This is a genomic window from Vibrio splendidus (assembly GCF_002873455.1).
Lineage (GTDB): Bacteria > Pseudomonadota > Gammaproteobacteria > Enterobacterales > Vibrionaceae > Vibrio > Vibrio splendidus_J.
The window spans coordinates 93,573-112,079 of record NZ_MCUN01000001.1 but is presented as its reverse complement, the minus strand read 5'-3'; the positions used below and the strand labels follow the sequence as shown (position 1 = coordinate 112,079).

General features: G+C 43.1%; 14 protein-coding genes. 7 read left to right on the top strand and 7 right to left on the bottom strand.

The genetic code is table 11. The annotated features are described in order from the left end of the window. Positions 1-97: 97 nt before the first annotated feature. Positions 98-739, bottom strand: coding sequence for a uridine kinase (udk, locus tag BCU75_RS00500; protein WP_004734002.1), 642 nt, complete (start codon positions 737-739; stop codon positions 98-100). Positions 740-997: 258 nt separating this feature from the next. Beyond that, the gene (gene apbC, locus BCU75_RS00495; RefSeq protein WP_102465484.1) at positions 998-2,074 is read right to left on the bottom strand and encodes an iron-sulfur cluster carrier protein ApbC; all 1,077 of its coding nucleotides are present in this window, start codon (positions 2,072-2,074) and stop codon (positions 998-1,000) included. A 158-nt stretch (positions 2,075-2,232) separates the two neighbouring features. Between apbC and metG the strand changes: the two genes are divergently transcribed. Further along, positions 2,233-4,293 (top strand): methionine--tRNA ligase, encoded by a 2,061-nt coding sequence (gene metG / locus BCU75_RS00490; RefSeq protein WP_102472651.1) that lies wholly within the window; start codon positions 2,233-2,235, stop codon positions 4,291-4,293. 221 nt (positions 4,294-4,514) lie between these two features. Continuing rightward, complete coding sequence (locus BCU75_RS00485; RefSeq protein ID WP_102465482.1) at positions 4,515-4,994, top strand: DUF1456 family protein; 480 nt, start codon at positions 4,515-4,517, stop codon at positions 4,992-4,994. A 195-nt stretch (positions 4,995-5,189) separates the two neighbouring features. On the opposite strand, the gene fadR is transcribed toward BCU75_RS00485, so the two are convergent. Then, positions 5,190-6,029, bottom strand: a complete 840-nt coding sequence (gene fadR / locus BCU75_RS00480; RefSeq protein WP_017084025.1) for a fatty acid metabolism transcriptional regulator FadR — start codon at positions 6,027-6,029, stop codon at positions 5,190-5,192. Positions 6,030-6,668: 639 nt separating this feature from the next. Here fadR and nhaB point away from each other — a divergent pair. Next, the gene (nhaB, locus tag BCU75_RS00475) at positions 6,669-8,261 is read left to right on the top strand and encodes a Na(+)/H(+) antiporter NhaB (RefSeq protein WP_102466551.1); all 1,593 of its coding nucleotides are present in this window, start codon (positions 6,669-6,671) and stop codon (positions 8,259-8,261) included. A 412-nt stretch (positions 8,262-8,673) separates the two neighbouring features. After that, positions 8,674-9,183: a disulfide bond formation protein DsbB gene (gene dsbB / locus BCU75_RS00465; RefSeq protein WP_032545975.1), complete on the top strand. Its 510-nt coding sequence runs from the start codon at positions 8,674-8,676 to the stop codon at positions 9,181-9,183. A 127-nt stretch (positions 9,184-9,310) separates the two neighbouring features. On the opposite strand, the gene BCU75_RS00460 is transcribed toward dsbB, so the two are convergent. Beyond that, positions 9,311-9,931 carry a YecA family protein gene (locus tag BCU75_RS00460; protein WP_076679063.1) on the bottom strand — a complete coding sequence of 207 codons (621 nt, stop codon included), beginning with the start codon at positions 9,929-9,931 and terminating at the stop codon, positions 9,311-9,313. A gap of 196 nt (positions 9,932-10,127) precedes the next feature. Between BCU75_RS00460 and dusC the strand changes: the two genes are divergently transcribed. Beyond that, complete coding sequence (gene dusC / locus BCU75_RS00455) at positions 10,128-11,084, top strand: tRNA dihydrouridine(16) synthase DusC (protein WP_102472650.1); 957 nt, start codon at positions 10,128-10,130, stop codon at positions 11,082-11,084. A gap of 41 nt (positions 11,085-11,125) precedes the next feature. Here the strand turns inward: dusC and BCU75_RS00450 are convergent, their stop codons facing one another. The 3 genes from BCU75_RS00450 to yfbV all read right to left on the bottom strand — a co-directional run bounded on the left by BCU75_RS00450 (position 11,126) and on the right by yfbV (position 14,610). Beyond that, complete coding sequence (locus BCU75_RS00450) at positions 11,126-12,592, bottom strand: sensor domain-containing diguanylate cyclase (protein ID WP_102472649.1); 1,467 nt, start codon at positions 12,590-12,592, stop codon at positions 11,126-11,128. Positions 12,593-12,843: 251 nt separating this feature from the next. Beyond that, positions 12,844-13,809 carry an ABC transporter substrate-binding protein gene (locus BCU75_RS00445; protein WP_102466617.1) on the bottom strand — a complete coding sequence of 322 codons (966 nt, stop codon included), beginning with the start codon at positions 13,807-13,809 and terminating at the stop codon, positions 12,844-12,846. Positions 13,810-14,157: 348 nt separating this feature from the next. After that, complete coding sequence (gene yfbV / locus BCU75_RS00440; protein WP_076679067.1) at positions 14,158-14,610, bottom strand: terminus macrodomain insulation protein YfbV; 453 nt, start codon at positions 14,608-14,610, stop codon at positions 14,158-14,160. Positions 14,611-14,952: 342 nt separating this feature from the next. Between yfbV and BCU75_RS00435 the strand changes: the two genes are divergently transcribed. Together BCU75_RS00435 and pta are read left to right on the top strand one after the other, a co-directional pair. Further along, positions 14,953-16,149, top strand: coding sequence for an acetate kinase (locus tag BCU75_RS00435; RefSeq protein ID WP_004734016.1), 1,197 nt, complete (start codon positions 14,953-14,955; stop codon positions 16,147-16,149). Between the two features lie 147 nt (positions 16,150-16,296). Next, positions 16,297-18,462: a phosphate acetyltransferase gene (pta, locus tag BCU75_RS00430; protein WP_017088569.1), complete on the top strand. Its 2,166-nt coding sequence runs from the start codon at positions 16,297-16,299 to the stop codon at positions 18,460-18,462. Positions 18,463-18,507: the final 45 nt, after the last annotated feature.

The following is an 18,507-nucleotide window of genomic DNA, read 5'->3' as shown; positions in this document are numbered from 1 at the left end:
CCTTGCTTAGATTCCAAAAGAAAGTGGCACTATAAAAGTGCCACTGATTCGGTAAAAAATAAAGCTAAGTGAGTCACTTAGGCAAAATTTTATTCGATTAAGACTTCAACAACTTCGCAATGTGCGCTTTTAGCACGTCAATCGCAATACGGTTTTTACCACCACGAGGAACGATGATGTCTGCATGTTGTTTTGAAGGCTCGATAAACTGCATGAACATTGGACGTACTGTTTCTTGATATTGCTTAAGTACCGTGTCCATTGTACGACCACGCTCTTCTACATCACGCTTAACACGGCGTAGTAGACAGATGTCTAACGGTGTATCCATAAACACGCTTGCGTGCATCAGTTTACGAAGACGCGGGTCTGTCAGAAGCAGAATACCTTCTAAAATGATCACTTTCTTAGGAGTAAGTGTAGTCGTTTCAGAAGTACGTGTATGCTCTGTGTAGCTGTATTCAGGAACTTCTACGGCATTACCACTCATTAGCTGCTGTAGATGCTCACATAAAAGGTCATGATCCAGTGCATTTGGGTGATCGTAGTTAGTTTTAACACGCTCTTCCATACTCAAGTGGCTTTGGTCGCTGTAGTAGCAATCTTCCGTGATAACACCAATTTGATGGTCGCCTACTTTCTCGCGCAACTCATTATAAATTGTACTAGCAATCAGACTTTTTCCTGATGCTGAAGCGCCAGCGATACCTACGATGACACATTGATTATTATCAGACATTAATTTTGCACCCGATATGGTTTGGTGGTGGGAAGAGATAAACCGCCTGATTATAGGGGCTAAACAATATAGATTCTAGTCGCCATTCTTGCTAATTACAGTCAAATTGATGTTATCTATACATTAAATGAATATAATCGTTTGCTTTCGAATCACTAGCGTACAACTATTTGCACAAACCTATTGGCTATCTAACCAAATACAAAAGCTATTTATCTCACCCAAACATTATTTATACGGCTTTAAGGCTGATCTACTCTAATCAACCATAGAAAAGTTAATCGCGTCCGGTCTCGCTTTTCCCGTCCAGAACATTTTCGCAGCCACATTTTCAGCCAATTCAAGGTAGTGACGAGTGTGTTCGCTGTCCGGACGACGTATAACGGTTGGGCAGCCCGCATCGATGTCTTCTCGCACATCAATATGCAGTGGAATCTGCGCCAAAATATCAAGGAAGAATTCTTCCGACATAGCTTCCGCGCCACCAGCACCGAAGATATGCTCTTTCTCGCCACAGTGACTACAGATATGGTAGCTCATGTTTTCCACTAAGCCTGCAACCGGCACGCTCACTTTATCGAACATCGCTACGCCTTTACGTGCATCGGCTAAAGCCAAGTCTTGAGGTGTCGTCACGACTACCGCGCCCGTAACTGGGATCTGCTGCGACAACGTTAGCTGAATATCACCCGTGCCCGGTGGCATGTCGATAACAAGGTAATCTAAATCAGGCCATACGGTTTCGTTAACAAGCTGACCTAAAGCCTTCGCTGCCATAGGGCCACGCCAGATTGCCGCATCGTCTTTCGACACAAGATAGCCAATAGAATGAGTAAAAATGCCATGAGCTTCGATTGGCATCATCCATTTGTTATTCTGTACTTCTGGTTTTGCGTCTAGTTGACCAAGCATCATAGGCACAGATGGACCATAGATATCCGCATCCAACAAGCCCACTTTTGAACCTGACTTAGATAACGCAAGCGCAAGGTTTACAGAGGTTGTGGATTTCCCGACCCCACCCTTTGCCGACGTCACGGCGATAATGTTCTTAACGCCCTTCAAAGGTGTCGCGACTGTTGTTTCTAGCGCAGACGGTTTCACTTTTACTTCAAACTGAAAAGCGCTAACAAGTTGCTGTTCAATCTGAGAGTGGATCCACTGTTCCAGTTCAACCGCAAGCTGATTGGCAGCAAAAGGCAAGGTAATAACAAATGACCCACGAGGATCAACCGATACAATATTTTGGTGTAGCGCCCACTCTGGTATGAGGATTGGTGACTCAAACTCATTCAACCATGAACAGAAATCTTGCTTAGAAGTAAAGTTACGCATTGGGGCTCCTTTTTTTATTTATGCTATCACCCACGAGATGAAGACTGAACCCCTAAAAAACTAGGGGAATCCTTTGTCTGATAACTTGGCGTATCACACGTTATAAAGTAGTATTACCTCTCAAAATTTATACCTATCAAAAAAGCGAATTATTAAGTATGGCAACTGATCCAAGACAACTTTTGGTAACTTGTGCGCTTCCGTACGCTAACGGCTCTATTCACCTTGGTCATATGCTTGAGCATATCCAAGCTGATATCTGGGTTCGATACCAGCGTCTACGTGGCAACACTGTAAACTTCATCTGTGCTGACGATGCTCACGGCACGCCAATTATGCTTAAAGCTCAACAGATGGGTATCACGCCAGAAGAGATGATCGCTGCTGTTAGTGAAGAGCACCAAAAAGACTTCGCTGGCTTTGATATCAGCTTTGATAACTATCACAGCACACATAGTGAAGAGAACCGTGAACTGGCTTCTCACATCTATCTAGAACTTAAAAAGAACGGCTTCATTTCTAGCCGTACTATTTCTCAGCTTTTCGATCCTGAGAAAGAGATGTTCCTACCAGACCGCTTTGTAAAAGGTACTTGCCCTAAGTGTAAGTCAGAAGACCAGTATGGTGATAACTGTGATAACTGTGGTGAGACATACAGCCCAACTGAGCTAATTAACCCTAAATCAGCGGTTTCTGGCGCAACTCCAGTAATGAAAGATTCTGAGCACTTCTTCTTCGACCTACCTCAGTTCGAAAGCATGCTTAAAGAGTGGACTCGTTCTGGCTCTCTACAGAATGAAACTGCAAACAAAATGCAGGAATGGTTCGAGTCTGGTCTGCAACAGTGGGATATCTCACGTGATGCACCTTACTTCGGCTTCGAGATCCCAGGTGAGAAAAACAAATTCTTCTACGTATGGCTAGACGCACCTGTTGGCTACATGGCTTCTTTCAAGAACCTATGTGACAAGCGTGACGATCTAAACTTTGACGAATACTGGAAGAAAGACAGCACAACTGAGCTTTACCACTTCATCGGTAAAGACATCGTTTACTTCCACAGCCTATTCTGGCCTGCAATGCTAGAAGGCGCTGGTTTCCGTAAGCCAAACAACGTATTCGTACACGGCTACGTAACGGTGAACGGTGCGAAGATGTCTAAGTCGAAAGGCACATTCATCAAAGCAAGTACGTACTTAAACCACTTAGACCCTGAGTGTCTACGCTACTACTACGCTGCGAAACTAAACAGCCGTATTGATGACCTTGACCTTAACCTTGAAGACTTCACTCAACGTGTAAACGCTGACGTAGTAAACAAAATTGTTAACCTAGCGTCTCGTAACGCTGGCTTCATCACGAAACGTTTTGAAGGCAAGCTTTCTGCTGAATTTGCAGAACCTGAGCTATACAACGAATTCGTTGCTGCTGCTGAGCGTATCGGTCAGCTATACGAAACTCGTGAGTTCAGCCGCGCTATCCGCGAAATTACTGCACTAGCTGATAAAGCGAACCAGTACATTGACGAAAAAGCACCTTGGGTTCTTGCGAAAGAAGAAGGCAAAGAGAAAGAGCTTCAAGAAGTTTCTTCTGTAGGTATTAACCTATTCCGCGTACTAATGGCTTACCTGAAACCTGTTATGCCAGAGCTAGCGGCTCGCACTGAGGCTTTCCTAAACGAAGAGCTAACGTGGGAAGCTATTACAACACCGCTCACTGATCACGAAATCACTAAGTTCAAAGCGCTGTTTAGCCGTATTGATCCGAAGAAAGTGGAAGCAATGATCGAGTCTTCTAAAGAAGATGCAGCCGCAGAAGCCGCTGCGAAAGAAAAAGCAGAAGCTGAAAAAGAGCAAGCAAGCCAAACTGAGCTAGACAAAGAGCCAATCGCAGACGAGATTGAGTTCGATGCATTTGCAGCAGTCGATATGCGTATTGCTCGTATTATCTCATGTGAAGAAGTACCAAAAGCGAACAAACTACTGAAGTTCCAATTGGACATCGGCGGTGAAACTCGCCAAGTATTTTCTGGTATCAAGTCAGCGTACAAACCTGAAGAGCTAGAAGGCAAGCTAACGGTAATGGTAGCAAACCTTAAACCTCGTAAGATGAAGTTTGGTATGTCTGAAGGCATGATCCTAGCTGCTGGCCCTGGCGGCAGCGACTTGTGGATCCTTGAACCACACGAAGGTGCTCAACCTGGTATGCGTGTAATGTAACTCTGGCTTCAGTCAGATAACGAGCACTCATAACGAAATCCCTAATGCACTTTTAACTTGAATGAGTTAACAAGCATTGGGGATTTTTTATATCTACCGAAAATAAGCGTTCTCTGTTAGAGTCGCCGTCAACTATGCTATGTAGAGTAGAAATTGGTTTGTCGACGATAACGGGCTAACCAGCACCTCTTTACTCTCCAAACCCTTTTTAGGAATCCCCAGTGACTAACAACGAAATTTTGCGTCGTATTCAACACGCGCTAAACCTTAAAAATGCACAAATCATCAAAGCTATCGAGCAAGCTGATGTGACCGTTGCTCATGACCAAGTAATCAACTGGCTAAAAGACGACAACGACAAGTCATGCTCTAAGATGAAAGATAAAGAGTTAGCGGTATTCCTAAATGGTTTCATCAACCTTAAGCGTGGTAAAAAGGAAGGCGAGCAACCTAAACCTGAAGTCGCACTAACGAACAACATGATTTTCATGAAGCTGCGTATTGCGTTGAACATGAAAGCAGAAGATGTATTAGATATATTAGAAGTGGTAGGCATCAGCCTAAGTAAGTACGAGATTGGTGCCTACTTCCGTAAACCAGAGAACAAGAACTACAAAGTATGTGAAGACCAACTACTTTGCGATTTTCTAAATGGCGTGCAATTTACTAACCGTCCAGACTCAGAAGAGTTTGCAGGTTGAGTTACTCATCATAGATAGTGACTACTTGTAGATAAGTTGCTGGCCACTAGTAACTTACTGCCTATTGATAAGTTTTCACCAACTATCGATAAATAAAAAGCGGCGAGATAATTTGATTATCTCGCCGCTTTTTCGTTTTCTTTACGTCGTTTACTTAATAAGTAAACCAACCTAACAGGACTTTAATGAAAAGACTTAGCTGTCGTCTTCAGTAAAGTTTGTTGGTAACGTTGTTTTCATCTCGTTCCAAATCTGTGCGCTTGCGATACCGTAGTTACGAATCACAAGTGGCAAGTTTTCACGCTCACCACTTTCACAAATAACAAACAAGTCTTTGTAGAACTCCATGGCTAAGCGACGAGCTTCTGGATTAGAGAAGTAGTAGCTGCCAACACGGTCGTACAATTTACGAACACCGTTGAAGATCAGACCATAAATTTGGTTACCTGAATGGAATGCTAAACGTTGGAAAAGCATGTAATCGTAAAAGTTAAAAGTTTTAGCAACTAAGATCGTTTGACGCTTCGTTTCATCTTTTTCTGCGTCTTCTTTCACTGATTGTTTGATCTTATCAGCGTACGGGGAAGACTCTAGGAATTCATCCCATGTCGGTGCCGCAAGTAAAGCTTCACAGGATTCGATCACATTAGTAATCGTACGCTCAGAAGCTTCTTTATTTGCTTTAAATGCATAACGCATAAAAATAGGGCTGATATTGGTGCGTGCAGCGAGTAAGTCTTCTACCATTTTGCTTGCGTTATCAACATCCAACGTCATTAATGTATCAAGAATATGAAGACCTGACGTTTCCATAAACTGGTTAACTTTAGTTGGCTTACCGTGTTGGATTGTCAACCAACCATCACGAGCAAGACGCTGAAGTACTTCACGAAGCGTAGTACGTGTAACACCAATCAGCTCAGAAAGCTCACGCTCTGCGGGCAAGATAGAACCTGGAGCGAAACGGCCATTCCAAATACTTTCAATGATATACTTTTCTGCAAATCCTGCCGGGCTTTTAGCCTTAATGACCATCTACACTTCAATCCAATTTAATTATTCTGTTCTAATTTACTCATCATACCACTAGTTCACACCTAGCGGAAACACCCTCAAAAATTTTACTCCCCCAAAACACTAGTAGAGTTAAAACTCTAAAGTTCAGCACACGTTTGCACCCTAGGTTTGAAAAGCAAGCATCGATAAACCACCATTTCAACAAATCATTAACACAACAAATTTTCTTTAAAATCAATGAGATTGGTCATGATTTTAAAGTTACTAATTTGCAATATTAAGTTGTAATAATCATATATAAACCGTCGTTATTCTGTTAATTTCAATCATTTCGCTGAAATATTGATTCTAGTCGGTTTTTATCACATTTTAAGTGGTATGCTTGCGCTACTTTGATCGCGTTTCTCAACAAAAAAGAGGTATTTTTAGGGCTACAGGGGTTTTCCTGTTGACTAAATGTTATCTAAGAGTAGAGTTGCGCTCAAAAATTAGCAGTGCTTGAGTTTCTAAGGGAGTGACTTGGCAAGACCACAGAACATTACATGGAATGTAGTTTTTCTAAGTCACTGTTAGTTATAGTTTTTAACAAACTCTATAGCTCGATTCTCAAATGTTGTATTGCTTGTCTATTCATAATCAACATAAAAGAGTATTAACATGCCGATGTCTCTCGGAAACGCTTTTATCAAGAACTTCCTTGGTAAAGCTCCTGATTGGTATAAACTTGCCATCATTTCCTTTTTAATCATCAACCCGTTTGTTTTCTTCCTAGTTGACCCATTTGTTGCGGGCTGGCTATTAGTGGTTGAGTTTATTTTCACTCTAGCTATGGCTCTAAAATGCTACCCTCTTCAACCGGGTGGTTTACTGGCAATTCAAGCCGTCGCCATTGGTATGACCAAACCAGAAATGGTTTATCACGAGCTACAAGCAAACCTTCCAGTATTACTCTTACTTGTATTCATGGTTGCTGGCATTTACTTCATGAAAGAACTGCTCCTGTTCATTTTCACGAAGATCCTGCTCGGTATCCAATCAAAAGTCTTACTCTCTATTGCTTTCTGCATTGCAGCTGCTTTCTTGTCGGCATTTTTAGATGCTCTAACAGTAATCGCCGTTGTTATTAGCGTTGCGGTTGGTTTCTACTCTATCTATCACAAGGTTGCGTCAGGTAAGGGCACAACGTCAGCGCACGATCATACTCATGATGAAGAAATCTCTGAGCTGACTCGTGACGACTTAGAAAACTACCGTGCTTTCCTACGTTCATTGCTTATGCATGCCGGTGTTGGTACTGCACTTGGTGGTGTAATGACCATGGTAGGTGAGCCTCAAAACTTAGTTATTGCTAAACAAGCAGGGTGGGAATTCGGTGAATTTATCATCCGTATGCTGCCTGTAACACTGCCTGTTTTCTTCTGCGGTATTCTAACTTGTGCACTTGTAGAAAAATTCAAAGTGTTTGGCTATGGTGCGAAACTGCCAAATAATGTTCGCCAAATTTTAGTTGAATTTGACAACAAAGAGCGAGCAAACCGCACAAAACAAGACGTAGCAAAACTATGGGTTCAAAGTGCAATCGCAGTTTGGCTTATTGTCGGCCTTGCACTTCACGTCGCTGAGGTTGGTTTGATTGGTCTTTCAGTTATCATCTTAGCAACGGCGTTTACTGGTGTTATTGAAGAGCACTCTATGGGTAAAGCCTTTGAAGAAGCATTGCCATTTACTGCTCTTCTTGCCGTCTTTTTTGCGGTCGTTGCTGTAATCATCGATCAAGCACTATTTAAGCCAGTAATCGATGCAGTACTTCACGTTGAAGATAAAGGCGCACAGCTTGCGCTATTCTATGTAGCCAACGGTATCTTATCGATGGTTTCAGACAACGTGTTCGTCGGAACGGTTTACATCAACGAAGTGAAAACAGCACTGGTTGAAGGCATCATCACTCGCGACCAGTTCGACCTACTTGCAGTTGCTATCAACACAGGTACGAACCTACCTTCTGTCGCTACACCAAATGGCCAAGCTGCATTCCTATTCCTATTAACATCAGCACTTGCTCCGCTAATTCGACTGTCTTACGGTCGCATGGTTATCATGGCTCTGCCATACACCATCGTATTAGCACTTGTTGGTCTTGCAGGTATTGTCTTCTTAGTCGAACCGATGACAGCATGGTTCTATGATGCTGGTTGGATCATTCAGCGTACTGGTGAGGTTATTGCTCCAGTTATCTCTGGTGGTCACTAATTCGATTTTGTGTTGCAAGGCACAATAAGTGTATTTAGGGCGTGTTGACCTTTCGAGCTGATTTTTGCAGCGAGTTGCTGGGTATTTATACAAGGCAGAGGCGTCGATGTGTAGCTAGCCTACATGAGAAGCCGATAACGTAGTAGAAATGACCAGCAAACGCTGCCCGAAGGGTTCGGCTAAAAGCGTTTTACTCTTTGTTGAGGGGAATTTGCTTAGAATAACTAGGCTACTTTCCCCTCGCCGCGATTAAAACGCTTTTATCTCGAACAAAATTTAACCGCGAAAGGTTAACACTCCCTAGCTAATCAAAAATATTAGTTGATTAGGAAACTTATCCAAGATAAAAAGCTCTGAGTATTCAGAGCTTTTTTATTTTATAGACGGGATTAAATTCGTGAACTTTTTTGCAATGCTCAAAGACTTCTCTAAGGGACGTTTATCTTGGCTTTTACTGCTGGCTTTTATTGTCTTTTTTGAGGCATGTGCTCTCTTCTTTCAACACGTGATGATGCTCGGCCCTTGTGTGATGTGTATCTATGAGCGCGTTGCTATGCTTGCTATCGGTGTCGCTGCAATGATTGGTGCGATTGCTCCGAACAACCCGATATCACGTTGGTTAGGCCTTGCTGGTTGGGGATTTGGCGCCTACAAAGGTTTGACGTTGGCTTTAGAGCACGTCGATTACCAGTTTAATCCGTCTCCTTTCGCAACCTGTGATTTATTCGTTACTTTCCCGAGTTGGGCACCTCTAAACCAATGGGCTCCGTGGATGTTTGAAGCTTACGGTGACTGTAGCAAGGTGGTATGGCAGTTCTTAGAGCTTTCAATGCCTCAATGGCTAGTGATTATTTTTGCGGGTAACTTGGTTGCTTTCGGTTTTGTGGTTATATCTCAATTTGTAAAATCGAAAAACGATTAACACTAGATCATCTAAATTAGAACAACAAAAAAGTTGACCACAAGGTCGACTTTTTTATCGCTTAAGCTTTTTATCACTTAGAGGAAATCTGTTACTCACTCAAGCTGAGTTACTCAAAAAACCTTTATTAGTTGTTTTTGCCGCAGCACTGTTTAAATTTTTTTCCGCTTTCACACGGGCAAGGATCGTTTCGACCGATACCTTTAAATGGATTCACACTCTGTGACTTATTCCCTAACATTGCCTCGTCCGCAGCCAACGCTACTTCTGAAATCATCAGATCTATCTGATCGATTAAATCGGCAAGCGATGGTGGATTTTTAAGTCCAGCTGCGACCATTTGTTGCTGAGTCTGCTCTTCATCAATCCCAAGCATCAAGGTTGTTAGGAGTGCTTGCAGCATACGTAGAGTGCCATCAGCCATCGTCACTGTTTGCCATTGCTCTTCAACCGTTGGCCAAACCATCATAAAGCCTTCAGCAAAATCCGAAAATTGCTCGTTAAAGTCACCACCAACCAGTACGTCTATCAGTAAGTACTCACTACGCTGAATCAAATTGTGCTGGCGATTAATCTGTTCAGTCACAATGGTTACAAGATCTTTACCTGTTTCAGGCGCAACGATAGCTAACCACTCTTCTGGATCAAGTGGCTTGGTCGCTAAGTTGGAAGCAAGGATTGAACCTTCAATGAACTGTGGAGTAATGTCAGTGATTGATTCTGGTAGGCTTAATAATTGATATGTCATGAAAGCTCTGAATATTGGGGCATTTTCGATATTATAACGCCATACTCACCAAGATGTCGCTATTAAGCGAGAAACCATCATCGCGCCAGGTAAGCACACTCAAGACAGGCAAACCATACTCATAGTGACAATCCTGTATGCACACCGTACAATCACGCCTCGAATTTTTAGGTCCACTCAGTTTAGGTAAAGCAACATGCGAGTAATACTTGGCCCTATGGAGGGCGTACTAGACCACCTAATGCGTGAGATTCTTACAGAGATCAACGATTACGATCTCTGTGTGACGGAATTTGTGCGTGTAGTTGATCAACTTCTTCCTCCACATGTGTTCCACCGTATTTGCCCAGAATTGCATCAAGGCTCTCAAACTATGGCAGGTGTACCAATCCATCTGCAACTTTTAGGGCAACACCCGAATTGGATGGCTGAAAATGCTTTTCAAGCGGCCAACTTAGGCGCTAAAGGCATTGATCTTAATTTTGGTTGTCCGGCAAAAGCGGTAAACAAAAGTAATGGTGGCGCTTCATTATTAAAAGAACCTGAACTCATCTATCAAGTGGTGAACGCCTGTCGAGAAGCAGTACCAGCACATATTCCAGTATCCGCAAAAATTCGATTAGGTTGGGAGCATCCGGAAGAATGCTTTGAAATTGTCGACGCTATCGAGCAAGCAAAAGCTGACGAACTCACAGTGCATGCAAGAACCAAAGTTGGCGGCTATAAAGCCAGCGAAATCAAGTGGGATTACATCAATCAAATAAGAGAGAAAACTTCTCTGCCGTTGATTGCTAATGGGGAAATCTGGAACTACCAAGATGGTCAAGATTGCATAAAAGCCACAGGCATCGAGTCATTGATGGTCTGTCGCGGCGCTTTCAATATTCCAAACCTTGGCAACGTCGTTAAGCACAACCACCAGAAAATGCCGTGGGATAAAGTCATTGAACTTTTATTGCGCTATTCAGAGTTTCAAATCAAAGGGGACAAAGGCATGTACTACCCCAATAGAGTGAAGCAATGGTTTGTTTATTTAAGTAAAGGCTACCCTGAAGCGAACGAGCTATTTAAAGAAATTCGTACTTTCAAGAAAGCGCCACCCATTGTAGAGCGCCTTCAACGTTATCAAGAAGAACACAGACAACCCGTTTGAGTTAGTTCCTCCTATCGCGGTATAGAGCCTCAATAGTGTGGCTAAAATACGATCCGGTCTTTACCCGTAGTCTTAGCCACGTACAGTTTTTCATCGGCGTATTTAAATATCTCTTCAAAGTTAAGCTTGTTCTGCTCTGTTTCAACAATACAAACACCGCCAGATACCGTAAACCCATTCGGAACAATGTCGGCCGAGTTCGCGCAGACCGCATTTTTTACTCGTTCTAATGTCCTTATTAGCGTCTCACGATTATCGCCTTTCAAATAAACGACAAACTCTTCTCCGCCAAACCGAGCTGCCACATCACTACTTCGAACACTGTTACTAATTTGACGTGACATATAACGAATCACATCATCACCTTTATCGTGGCCATAAGTATCGTTAATTGACTTGAAATCGTCGATATCAAATACCGTTAAGGCAAACAATTGATCGTGCTCTACGCTGCGCCAGAACGCTTCTAAGCCTCGTCGATTCAATAACCCTGTCATTGAGTCTTTAGCTGCCAGTTCTTTGAAGTAACCACGTTCAATATTGGAGTTAACATAAAAGAAAATCGTAACCGAGAACAAATACACGATAATAGCGACGATTAAGCTGTCTTTTTCATAAACGAAAAAGTGCTCCACTTCATTAGCAAGATCCAACTCGTAGTAAATCGCATGATGAGACGCGACCCCTTCGAGTTTAATTTCGTGATAGAACGCGGCCGTATCAATCGGGTTAGCTAAAATCGTATCAATAATATCGATCCTACCCGCTAGATGCTCATTGGAGCTCGCGAGTAACCTGTCAGCATCAATATCAACTGAAAGCATCCCTTGGTGCACTCCTTGATGGAATACGGGAATCGTCATGCTAATAATTCGGTCAAAGGAATCAAACCGATATGCAGGACCAGATAAAGTCAGTAGATCGGGGTTGTTAGCAGTTCTTTGCCAATACGGACGACTTTTGATGGTCGAAAGTAATTCCTTCCCTAACCCTTTGGCAAAATCTTCTGGTGACGAAATAACGTACCCGCTTTTATCAATAAAGTGGACACCATCGTGGTATTCATCAAGTTGAGAGAGAAATGAAAGAATAGGTGCGAGAGCTATTTTCTCGGAAGCACTTTTATAGGCACTACTTGTTTTTGTACACAAAGATTCTTCGCCGACCAGCATGTAATCAATATCAACAGAAGGAATGTCGGTAGTTTTTCCATCGGCCAGAAGCAGGCTATCGATAGGCCAAATACGGCAAAGACCATCAACCACCTGCTTGTTGTGGTCGAGGAAAAGAGGATTACCGGATTTGTAGTAATTTGAGAAACTGTAGTCCAAGGCGGTAACAACTTTAGTGGTTCCTTTGAACACCTCTTCAATACGGTTGAATTCGCTGCTAATGTCTTTTTCTACCGCGTCAAAGTGATTCTTTCCTATTAGGCCAAGTAACATCGCGGCGATCACTGCGGGAAATCCGAAGACAAAGGTAAGGCTAAAGTGCCTATTTACTTTCATATAATGTGCTCTTAGCGCTCAACTATTTTCATTTATACCATTAATATTATGGCATTAATCAACAATCCTCTCGATGTAAAATAATGTAAATTGATATTAACGGTATGACTAATAGTTAGATAACTGCTTAAAAATGAATAAAATAGAGAGCAAATAGCATTTAGAGTAGATTAGTTTTGTTCATTAATTGTTTTAAAGCACTGTGAACAACAGTAACTTATAGATAATAGTTAATTGAAACCTAATGTTGTTCAACGGCTAACTATCGCACGATCGATCACAGACTGAGGCAATGTGACACCAAGCTCACGAGCAGCATCCAAATTAACAACCAGTTGCGAACTCTGTGCAGTTTTAACATTCAGTTTTCCGGGTTTTTGTCCGTTCAGAATAGCAGCTACATAATCGGCGGTTTGCACCCCAACGTCATAGTAATCTAGACCTAAGCCAGCTATCGCCCCCTTACCTACGTAAGACGTCGCTCCGGCAACCACTGGCTTTCCGGCCCGGTTCGCAGCATCTATAAGCCCTTCGATACCACTTGCAACAGTGTTATCTGTCAATGCGTAAATAACATCAGACTTCCTAGCAACAGACCCTGCTTTTTCTTCTACGTCATCGATGGTTAACGCTTTTTCAGTGTGCAAAGTAAAACCAAAGTCTCGTGCAGACTTCTTTAATAGCCCAACTAACGCGACGGCATTTGCCTCGGCGGGGTTATAAACCACCCCGATTGAATCTGCATTAGGGAGTAGTTCTTTAATAAGAGATACATGTTGAGAAATCGGAGACAAATCAGAAAGACCGGTGACATTTCGTCCCGGTTTGTCCAATTGTTTAACAAGCCTTGCGCCGATTGGATCGGTAACTGCTGTAAAGACAATGGGGATTGAACGAGTTGCGGAGACTAAAGCTTGTGAGGTCGGGGTAGCAATACCTACTAACACATGGGGATTTTCGCTCACTAACTCTCTCGCAATTTTGGCCGCTTGAACTGGACTGCCATTGGCCATTTCATAGGAGAACTCTAAATTTTTACCGGCTTCATAACCTTTTGCTCTCAACCCTTCGATAAGTCCTAGGCGTGTCGCATTCAGATCTGGATGGTCAACAACTTGTGAAACCGACACTTTAGCGACGTTCGCCATTACGTTGCCAGTCCACAGCAACAACAGACAGCTTAAAACCACTGCCAATACCTTTCTTACAGAACTCATTATCGCTCCCTAAATCAAGCTCTACTCATTATTAATCGCTCGAAGAGAACAACATCAAAAATCACTATTGATACTATTACCAGTAACTACTGATAAGTTGAAGTGATATTTAACAAAAATACAACAAGGTTCGAATTATGCGGGGATAAGCAGGTTTGTTTGATTTAAAAGCTAAGAAACTCAATGAATACAAAATAAGCAGAGCACATAAAGACAAGGCTAAGTGGATAAAGGAAAAGCGAAGTAAATAAAGAGCGGTGAAACAATTAGAAAAGAGGATCAAATCTGAGAACGAGCTAGCAATGATGTATGACTGTTCTCAGACTAAAGGGAAGATGAGACGAGCTTTTAGAACCAACGTTCCATGGAAGATTTATCTAACTGGCGGAATGCACGATTCAAAATGATCGCCAATTCTTTATAACGAGGGCGTGGTTTCATCGGTTCCAACGCAAAACCCGTTTCGCTGATCTTCTCATGCAATTCGCGATACCAAGATACTAAGGCGGGCGGAAGCTGAGTTTTTGAACGATTGCCCAACCACCACATACCTTGAAGCGGCAAGCTGATCGCAAACAGTGCCATAACCACGGCCTGCGGCATCGCTTGGTAATTATTAAAGACCATTTGTGTAAGGACGCTTATAGCAGCTATTGCAGGCATCACCTTAACACCAAAACGCGTCGCTTTAATGATGCGTTGCTCAGGGAAAATAGCGTTTAACTCTTTTCGGACGGGCCAGAGATCCATGTACTTTTGGCCATCTTTTAAACTACTCGCTAAACCAACTCTATTACTCATATGAGTCTCCCGTTAAAAAAAAGTTGAAATCATCAACTAAAAACACAAAAATTTGACGAAAAATAATATTCTTTCAAATTTTTTTGTTATATTTGCACAATATCGCTATTATTTGCAGACCTCAATCTCATTGTTGCCCTTATTTACAATTTAAGCAACTTTGAGAAGACTTCTGCAAGGAATGCACAAGCCTCTTTTTTGATAAAGAGCGCTTTCACTTTATACGGAAATTAACGTTTTTTTGACCAAGGTTAGTACGCAAGCCCATGTGCTTCGACTATTCTTGAGATTAATTTTCATCCTTAACTGATTTCGATCAGAAAAATAAACAGGTAGTCATTAATGTCTAAGCTAGTTTTAGTTTTAAACTGTGGTAGTTCTTCTCTTAAATTCGCTGTTGTTGATGCAGAAACAGGTGCAGAGCACCTAACTGGTCTTGCTGAGTGTCTAGGTCTTCCAGAAGCTCGTATGAAGTGGAAACTTGACGGCAAGCATGAAGCACAACTAGGCGCGGGCGCAGCTCACGTAGAAGCACTGTCTTTCATGGTAGAAACTATTCTTGCTTCTAAGCCTGAGCTTAAAGCTAACCTTGGCGCTATCGGTCACCGTATCGTACACGGTGGCGAGCAGTTCACTTCTTCTGCACTTATCACTGATGAAGTTCTTAAGGGTATTCAAGACGCTGCGACTTTCGCACCTCTTCATAACCCAGCTCACCTTATCGGTATCGAAGCGGCTCAACAGAACTTCCCTGGTCTACAAAACGTTGCTGTATTTGACACTGCGTTCCACCAAACAATGCCTTCTGAGTCTTACCTATACGCTCTACCGTACAACCTGTACAAAGAGCACGGCATCCGTCGTTACGGCATGCACGGTACTTCTCACCTGTTCATTACTCGTGAAGTTGCTGGTCTACTAAACAAGCCAGTTGAAGAAGTTAACATCATCAACTGTCACCTAGGTAACGGCGCATCTGTATGTGCTATCAAGAACGGTCAATCTGTAGATACTTCTATGGGTCTTACTCCTCTTGAAGGTCTAGTAATGGGTACTCGTTGTGGTGACCTAGACCCTGCGATCATCTTCCACCTACACGACGCTCTTGGTTACTCTGTTGAAGAAATCAACAACATGCTAACTAAAGAATCTGGCCTAGCTGGTCTAACTGAAGTGACTTCTGACTGTCGTTTCGTTGAAGACAACTACGGTGAGAAAGAAGAAGCAACTCGTGCAATGGACGTGTTCTGTCACCGTCTAGCTAAATACGTTGCTGGTTACACTGCAACTCTAGAAGGTCGTCTAGACGCAATCACTTTCACTGGCGGCATCGGCGAAAACTCTGGCCCAATCCGTGAAATGGTTCTTAACCGCCTAGGCATCTTCGGCATCGAAGTTGACAGCGAAGCTAACCTTAAAGCACGTTTCGGCGGCGAAGGTACTATCACTACAGCTAACAGCCGTATCCCTGCAATGGTTATCTCTACTAATGAAGAGCTAGTAATTGCTGAAGACACTGCGAAACTAGCAGGTCTTTAATTGATTTTTCTGACTAGCTTCACCCGAAGCTAGTCAGTTTTTCATACTACGAAAATGGGGCTCAACTTCTATTCCTACCCCAATTTAAATGTCGGTAGGAACAGAAGTTGAGCTTTTTTTATTTCCAATAGTCAAAGGTGTTCGTCAATGTCCCGTACTATTATGCTTATCCCTACAAGCGCTGGTGTTGGTCTTACTAGTGTTAGCATGGGTGTTCTTCGCGCTATGGAGCGTAAGGGCGTAAGTGTTTCTTTCTACAAGCCAATCGCTCAACCTCGTAGCGGTGGTAACCAACCTGATTTAACGTCTACTATCATCAGCGCAAACAGCGACATTAAGATTGGTGAGCCAATCGCAATGACTAAAGCTGAAGCTTTGATCGGTAGCGAAAAAATGGACGAGCTTCTAGAGTCCGTAGTTGAGCAATACAACAAGATCAACAAGGACGCAGAAGTAACGCTTATCGAAGGTCTAGTACCTACTCGTAAGCACCCATTTGCTAACCAAGTGAACGCGGAAATCGCTAAAACACTAGGCGCAGAGATCGTATTCGTTGCGACTCCGGGTACATACAACCCTATTCAGCTTAAAGAGCACATCGAAGTAGCATGTTCTAACTTCGGCGGCACTAAAAACAAGAACATCTCAGGCGTTATTATTAACAAACTGAATGCACCTGTTGATGAAGCTGGCCGTACTCGCCCCGACCTTTCTGAAATCTTCGATGATGCAGATAGCGCTCAACAAGCGAACCTTGAAGTAATGCAAATCTTCAACTCTAGCCCTATCCGTGTTCTTGGCTGTGTGCCATGGAGCATCGACCTAATCGCTACTCGTGCGGTTGATATGGCTAAACACCTTAACGCTGAAATCGTTAACGAAGGCGAAATCTCAACGCGTCGTATTAAGAGCATCACTTTCTGTGCACGTTCTCTACCGCACATGATTGAGCACTTCAAGCCAGGTTCACTGCTAGTAACTTCTGCAGACCGTCCTGACGTTATCGTTGCTGCGGCTCTTGCTGCGAAAAACGGTGTTGAAATTGGCGCAATCCTACTGACTGGCGGTTACGACATTCCAGAAAGCATTGCTAACCTTTGTGCACCAGCATTCGCTTCAGGTCTACCTATCTTCAAGGCTCAAGGTAACACTTGGCAGACGTCTCTTAACCTACAGAGCTTCAACCTAGAAGTACCTGCAGACGATAAAGAACGTATCGAGTTCGTTAACGATCACGTTGCTAGCCACATCGATGGCCCTTGGATTGATTCTCTATCTGAAGGGACTCAAGGCATTCGTCGTCTAAGCCCACCAGCATTCCGTTACCAGTTAACTGAATTTGCTCGTAAAGCGGCTAAGCGTATCGTTCTTCCTGAAGGTGATGAGCCACGTACTGTTAAAGCAGCTTCTATCTGTGCTGAACGCGGTATCGCAACTTGTGTGCTTCTTGGTAACCCAGACGAAATCCGTCGCGTTGCTGCACAACAAGGTGTTGAGCTAGGCGCTGGCGTTGAAATCATCGATTCTGCATCTGTTCGCGAAAACTACGTAGCCCGTCTAGTAGAACTTCGTGGCGCTAAAGGTATGACTGAAGTTGTTGCTCGTGAGAAGCTAGAAGATTCAGTATTCCTAGGCACTATGATGCTTGAAGCAGGTGAAGTTGACGGCCTAGTTTCTGGTGCTGTTCACACAACGGCGAACACAATCGTTCCTCCGTTCCAGATCATCAAGACGGCTCCTGATGCTTCTATCGTATCTTCAATCTTCTTCATGCTTTTGCCTGATCAAGTGCTTGTATACGGTGACTGTGCGATCAACCCTGATCCAACAGCTGAGCAACTTGCTGAAATCGCTATCCAATCTGCTGACTCTGCAGCGGCATTTGGTATCGACCCACGCGTTGCTATGATCTCTTACTCTACTGGTGAATCTGGTAAAGGTGCAGACGTAGATAAAGTACGTGAAGCAACGAAACTTGCTCAAGCGAAACGTCCTGATCTAGTGATCGACGGTCCTCTTCAGTACGACGCTGCTATCATGGAAAACGTTGCTGCTTCTAAAGCACCAAACTCTCCAGTAGCTGGTAAAGCGACAGTATTCGTATTCCCAGACCTAAACACGGGTAACACGACTTACAAAGCTGTACAGCGTTCAGCAGACCTAGTATCTATCGGTCCAATGCTTCAAGGTATGCGCAAGCCAGTAAATGACTTGTCTCGTGGCGCTCTAGTAGACGATATCGTTTACACAGTAGCTCTAACGGCTATCCAAGCAGACCAAGCGGCTCAAGCTGAAGAAAAAGTGATTAACTAATTTTTCTTTTGTAGAAAGCAAAAAACCCTAGATTCTTATCTAGGG

What these genes read in the sequence shown, in the direction of transcription:
- udk (WP_004734002.1), bottom strand. Translation starts at nt 739, where the DNA reads ATGTCTGATAATAATCAATGTGTCATCGTAGGTATCGCTGGCGCTTCA.
- apbC (WP_102465484.1), bottom strand. Translation starts at nt 2,074, where the DNA reads ATGCGTAACTTTACTTCTAAGCAAGATTTCTGTTCATGGTTGAATGAG.
- metG (WP_102472651.1), top strand. Translation starts at nt 2,233, where the DNA reads ATGGCAACTGATCCAAGACAACTTTTGGTAACTTGTGCGCTTCCGTAC.
- fadR (WP_017084025.1), bottom strand. Translation starts at nt 6,029, where the DNA reads ATGGTCATTAAGGCTAAAAGCCCGGCAGGATTTGCAGAAAAGTATATC.
- nhaB (WP_102466551.1), top strand. Translation starts at nt 6,669, where the DNA reads ATGCCGATGTCTCTCGGAAACGCTTTTATCAAGAACTTCCTTGGTAAA.
- dsbB (WP_032545975.1), top strand. Translation starts at nt 8,674, where the DNA reads ATGCTCAAAGACTTCTCTAAGGGACGTTTATCTTGGCTTTTACTGCTG.
- BCU75_RS00460 (WP_076679063.1), bottom strand. Translation starts at nt 9,931, where the DNA reads ATGACATATCAATTATTAAGCCTACCAGAATCAATCACTGACATTACT.
- dusC (WP_102472650.1), top strand. Translation starts at nt 10,128, where the DNA reads ATGCGAGTAATACTTGGCCCTATGGAGGGCGTACTAGACCACCTAATG.
- BCU75_RS00450 (WP_102472649.1), bottom strand. Translation starts at nt 12,592, where the DNA reads ATGAAAGTAAATAGGCACTTTAGCCTTACCTTTGTCTTCGGATTTCCC.
- BCU75_RS00445 (WP_102466617.1), bottom strand. Translation starts at nt 13,809, where the DNA reads ATGAGTTCTGTAAGAAAGGTATTGGCAGTGGTTTTAAGCTGTCTGTTG.
- yfbV (WP_076679067.1), bottom strand. Translation starts at nt 14,610, where the DNA reads ATGAGTAATAGAGTTGGTTTAGCGAGTAGTTTAAAAGATGGCCAAAAG.
- BCU75_RS00435 (WP_004734016.1), top strand. Translation starts at nt 14,953, where the DNA reads ATGTCTAAGCTAGTTTTAGTTTTAAACTGTGGTAGTTCTTCTCTTAAA.
- pta (WP_017088569.1), top strand. Translation starts at nt 16,297, where the DNA reads ATGTCCCGTACTATTATGCTTATCCCTACAAGCGCTGGTGTTGGTCTT.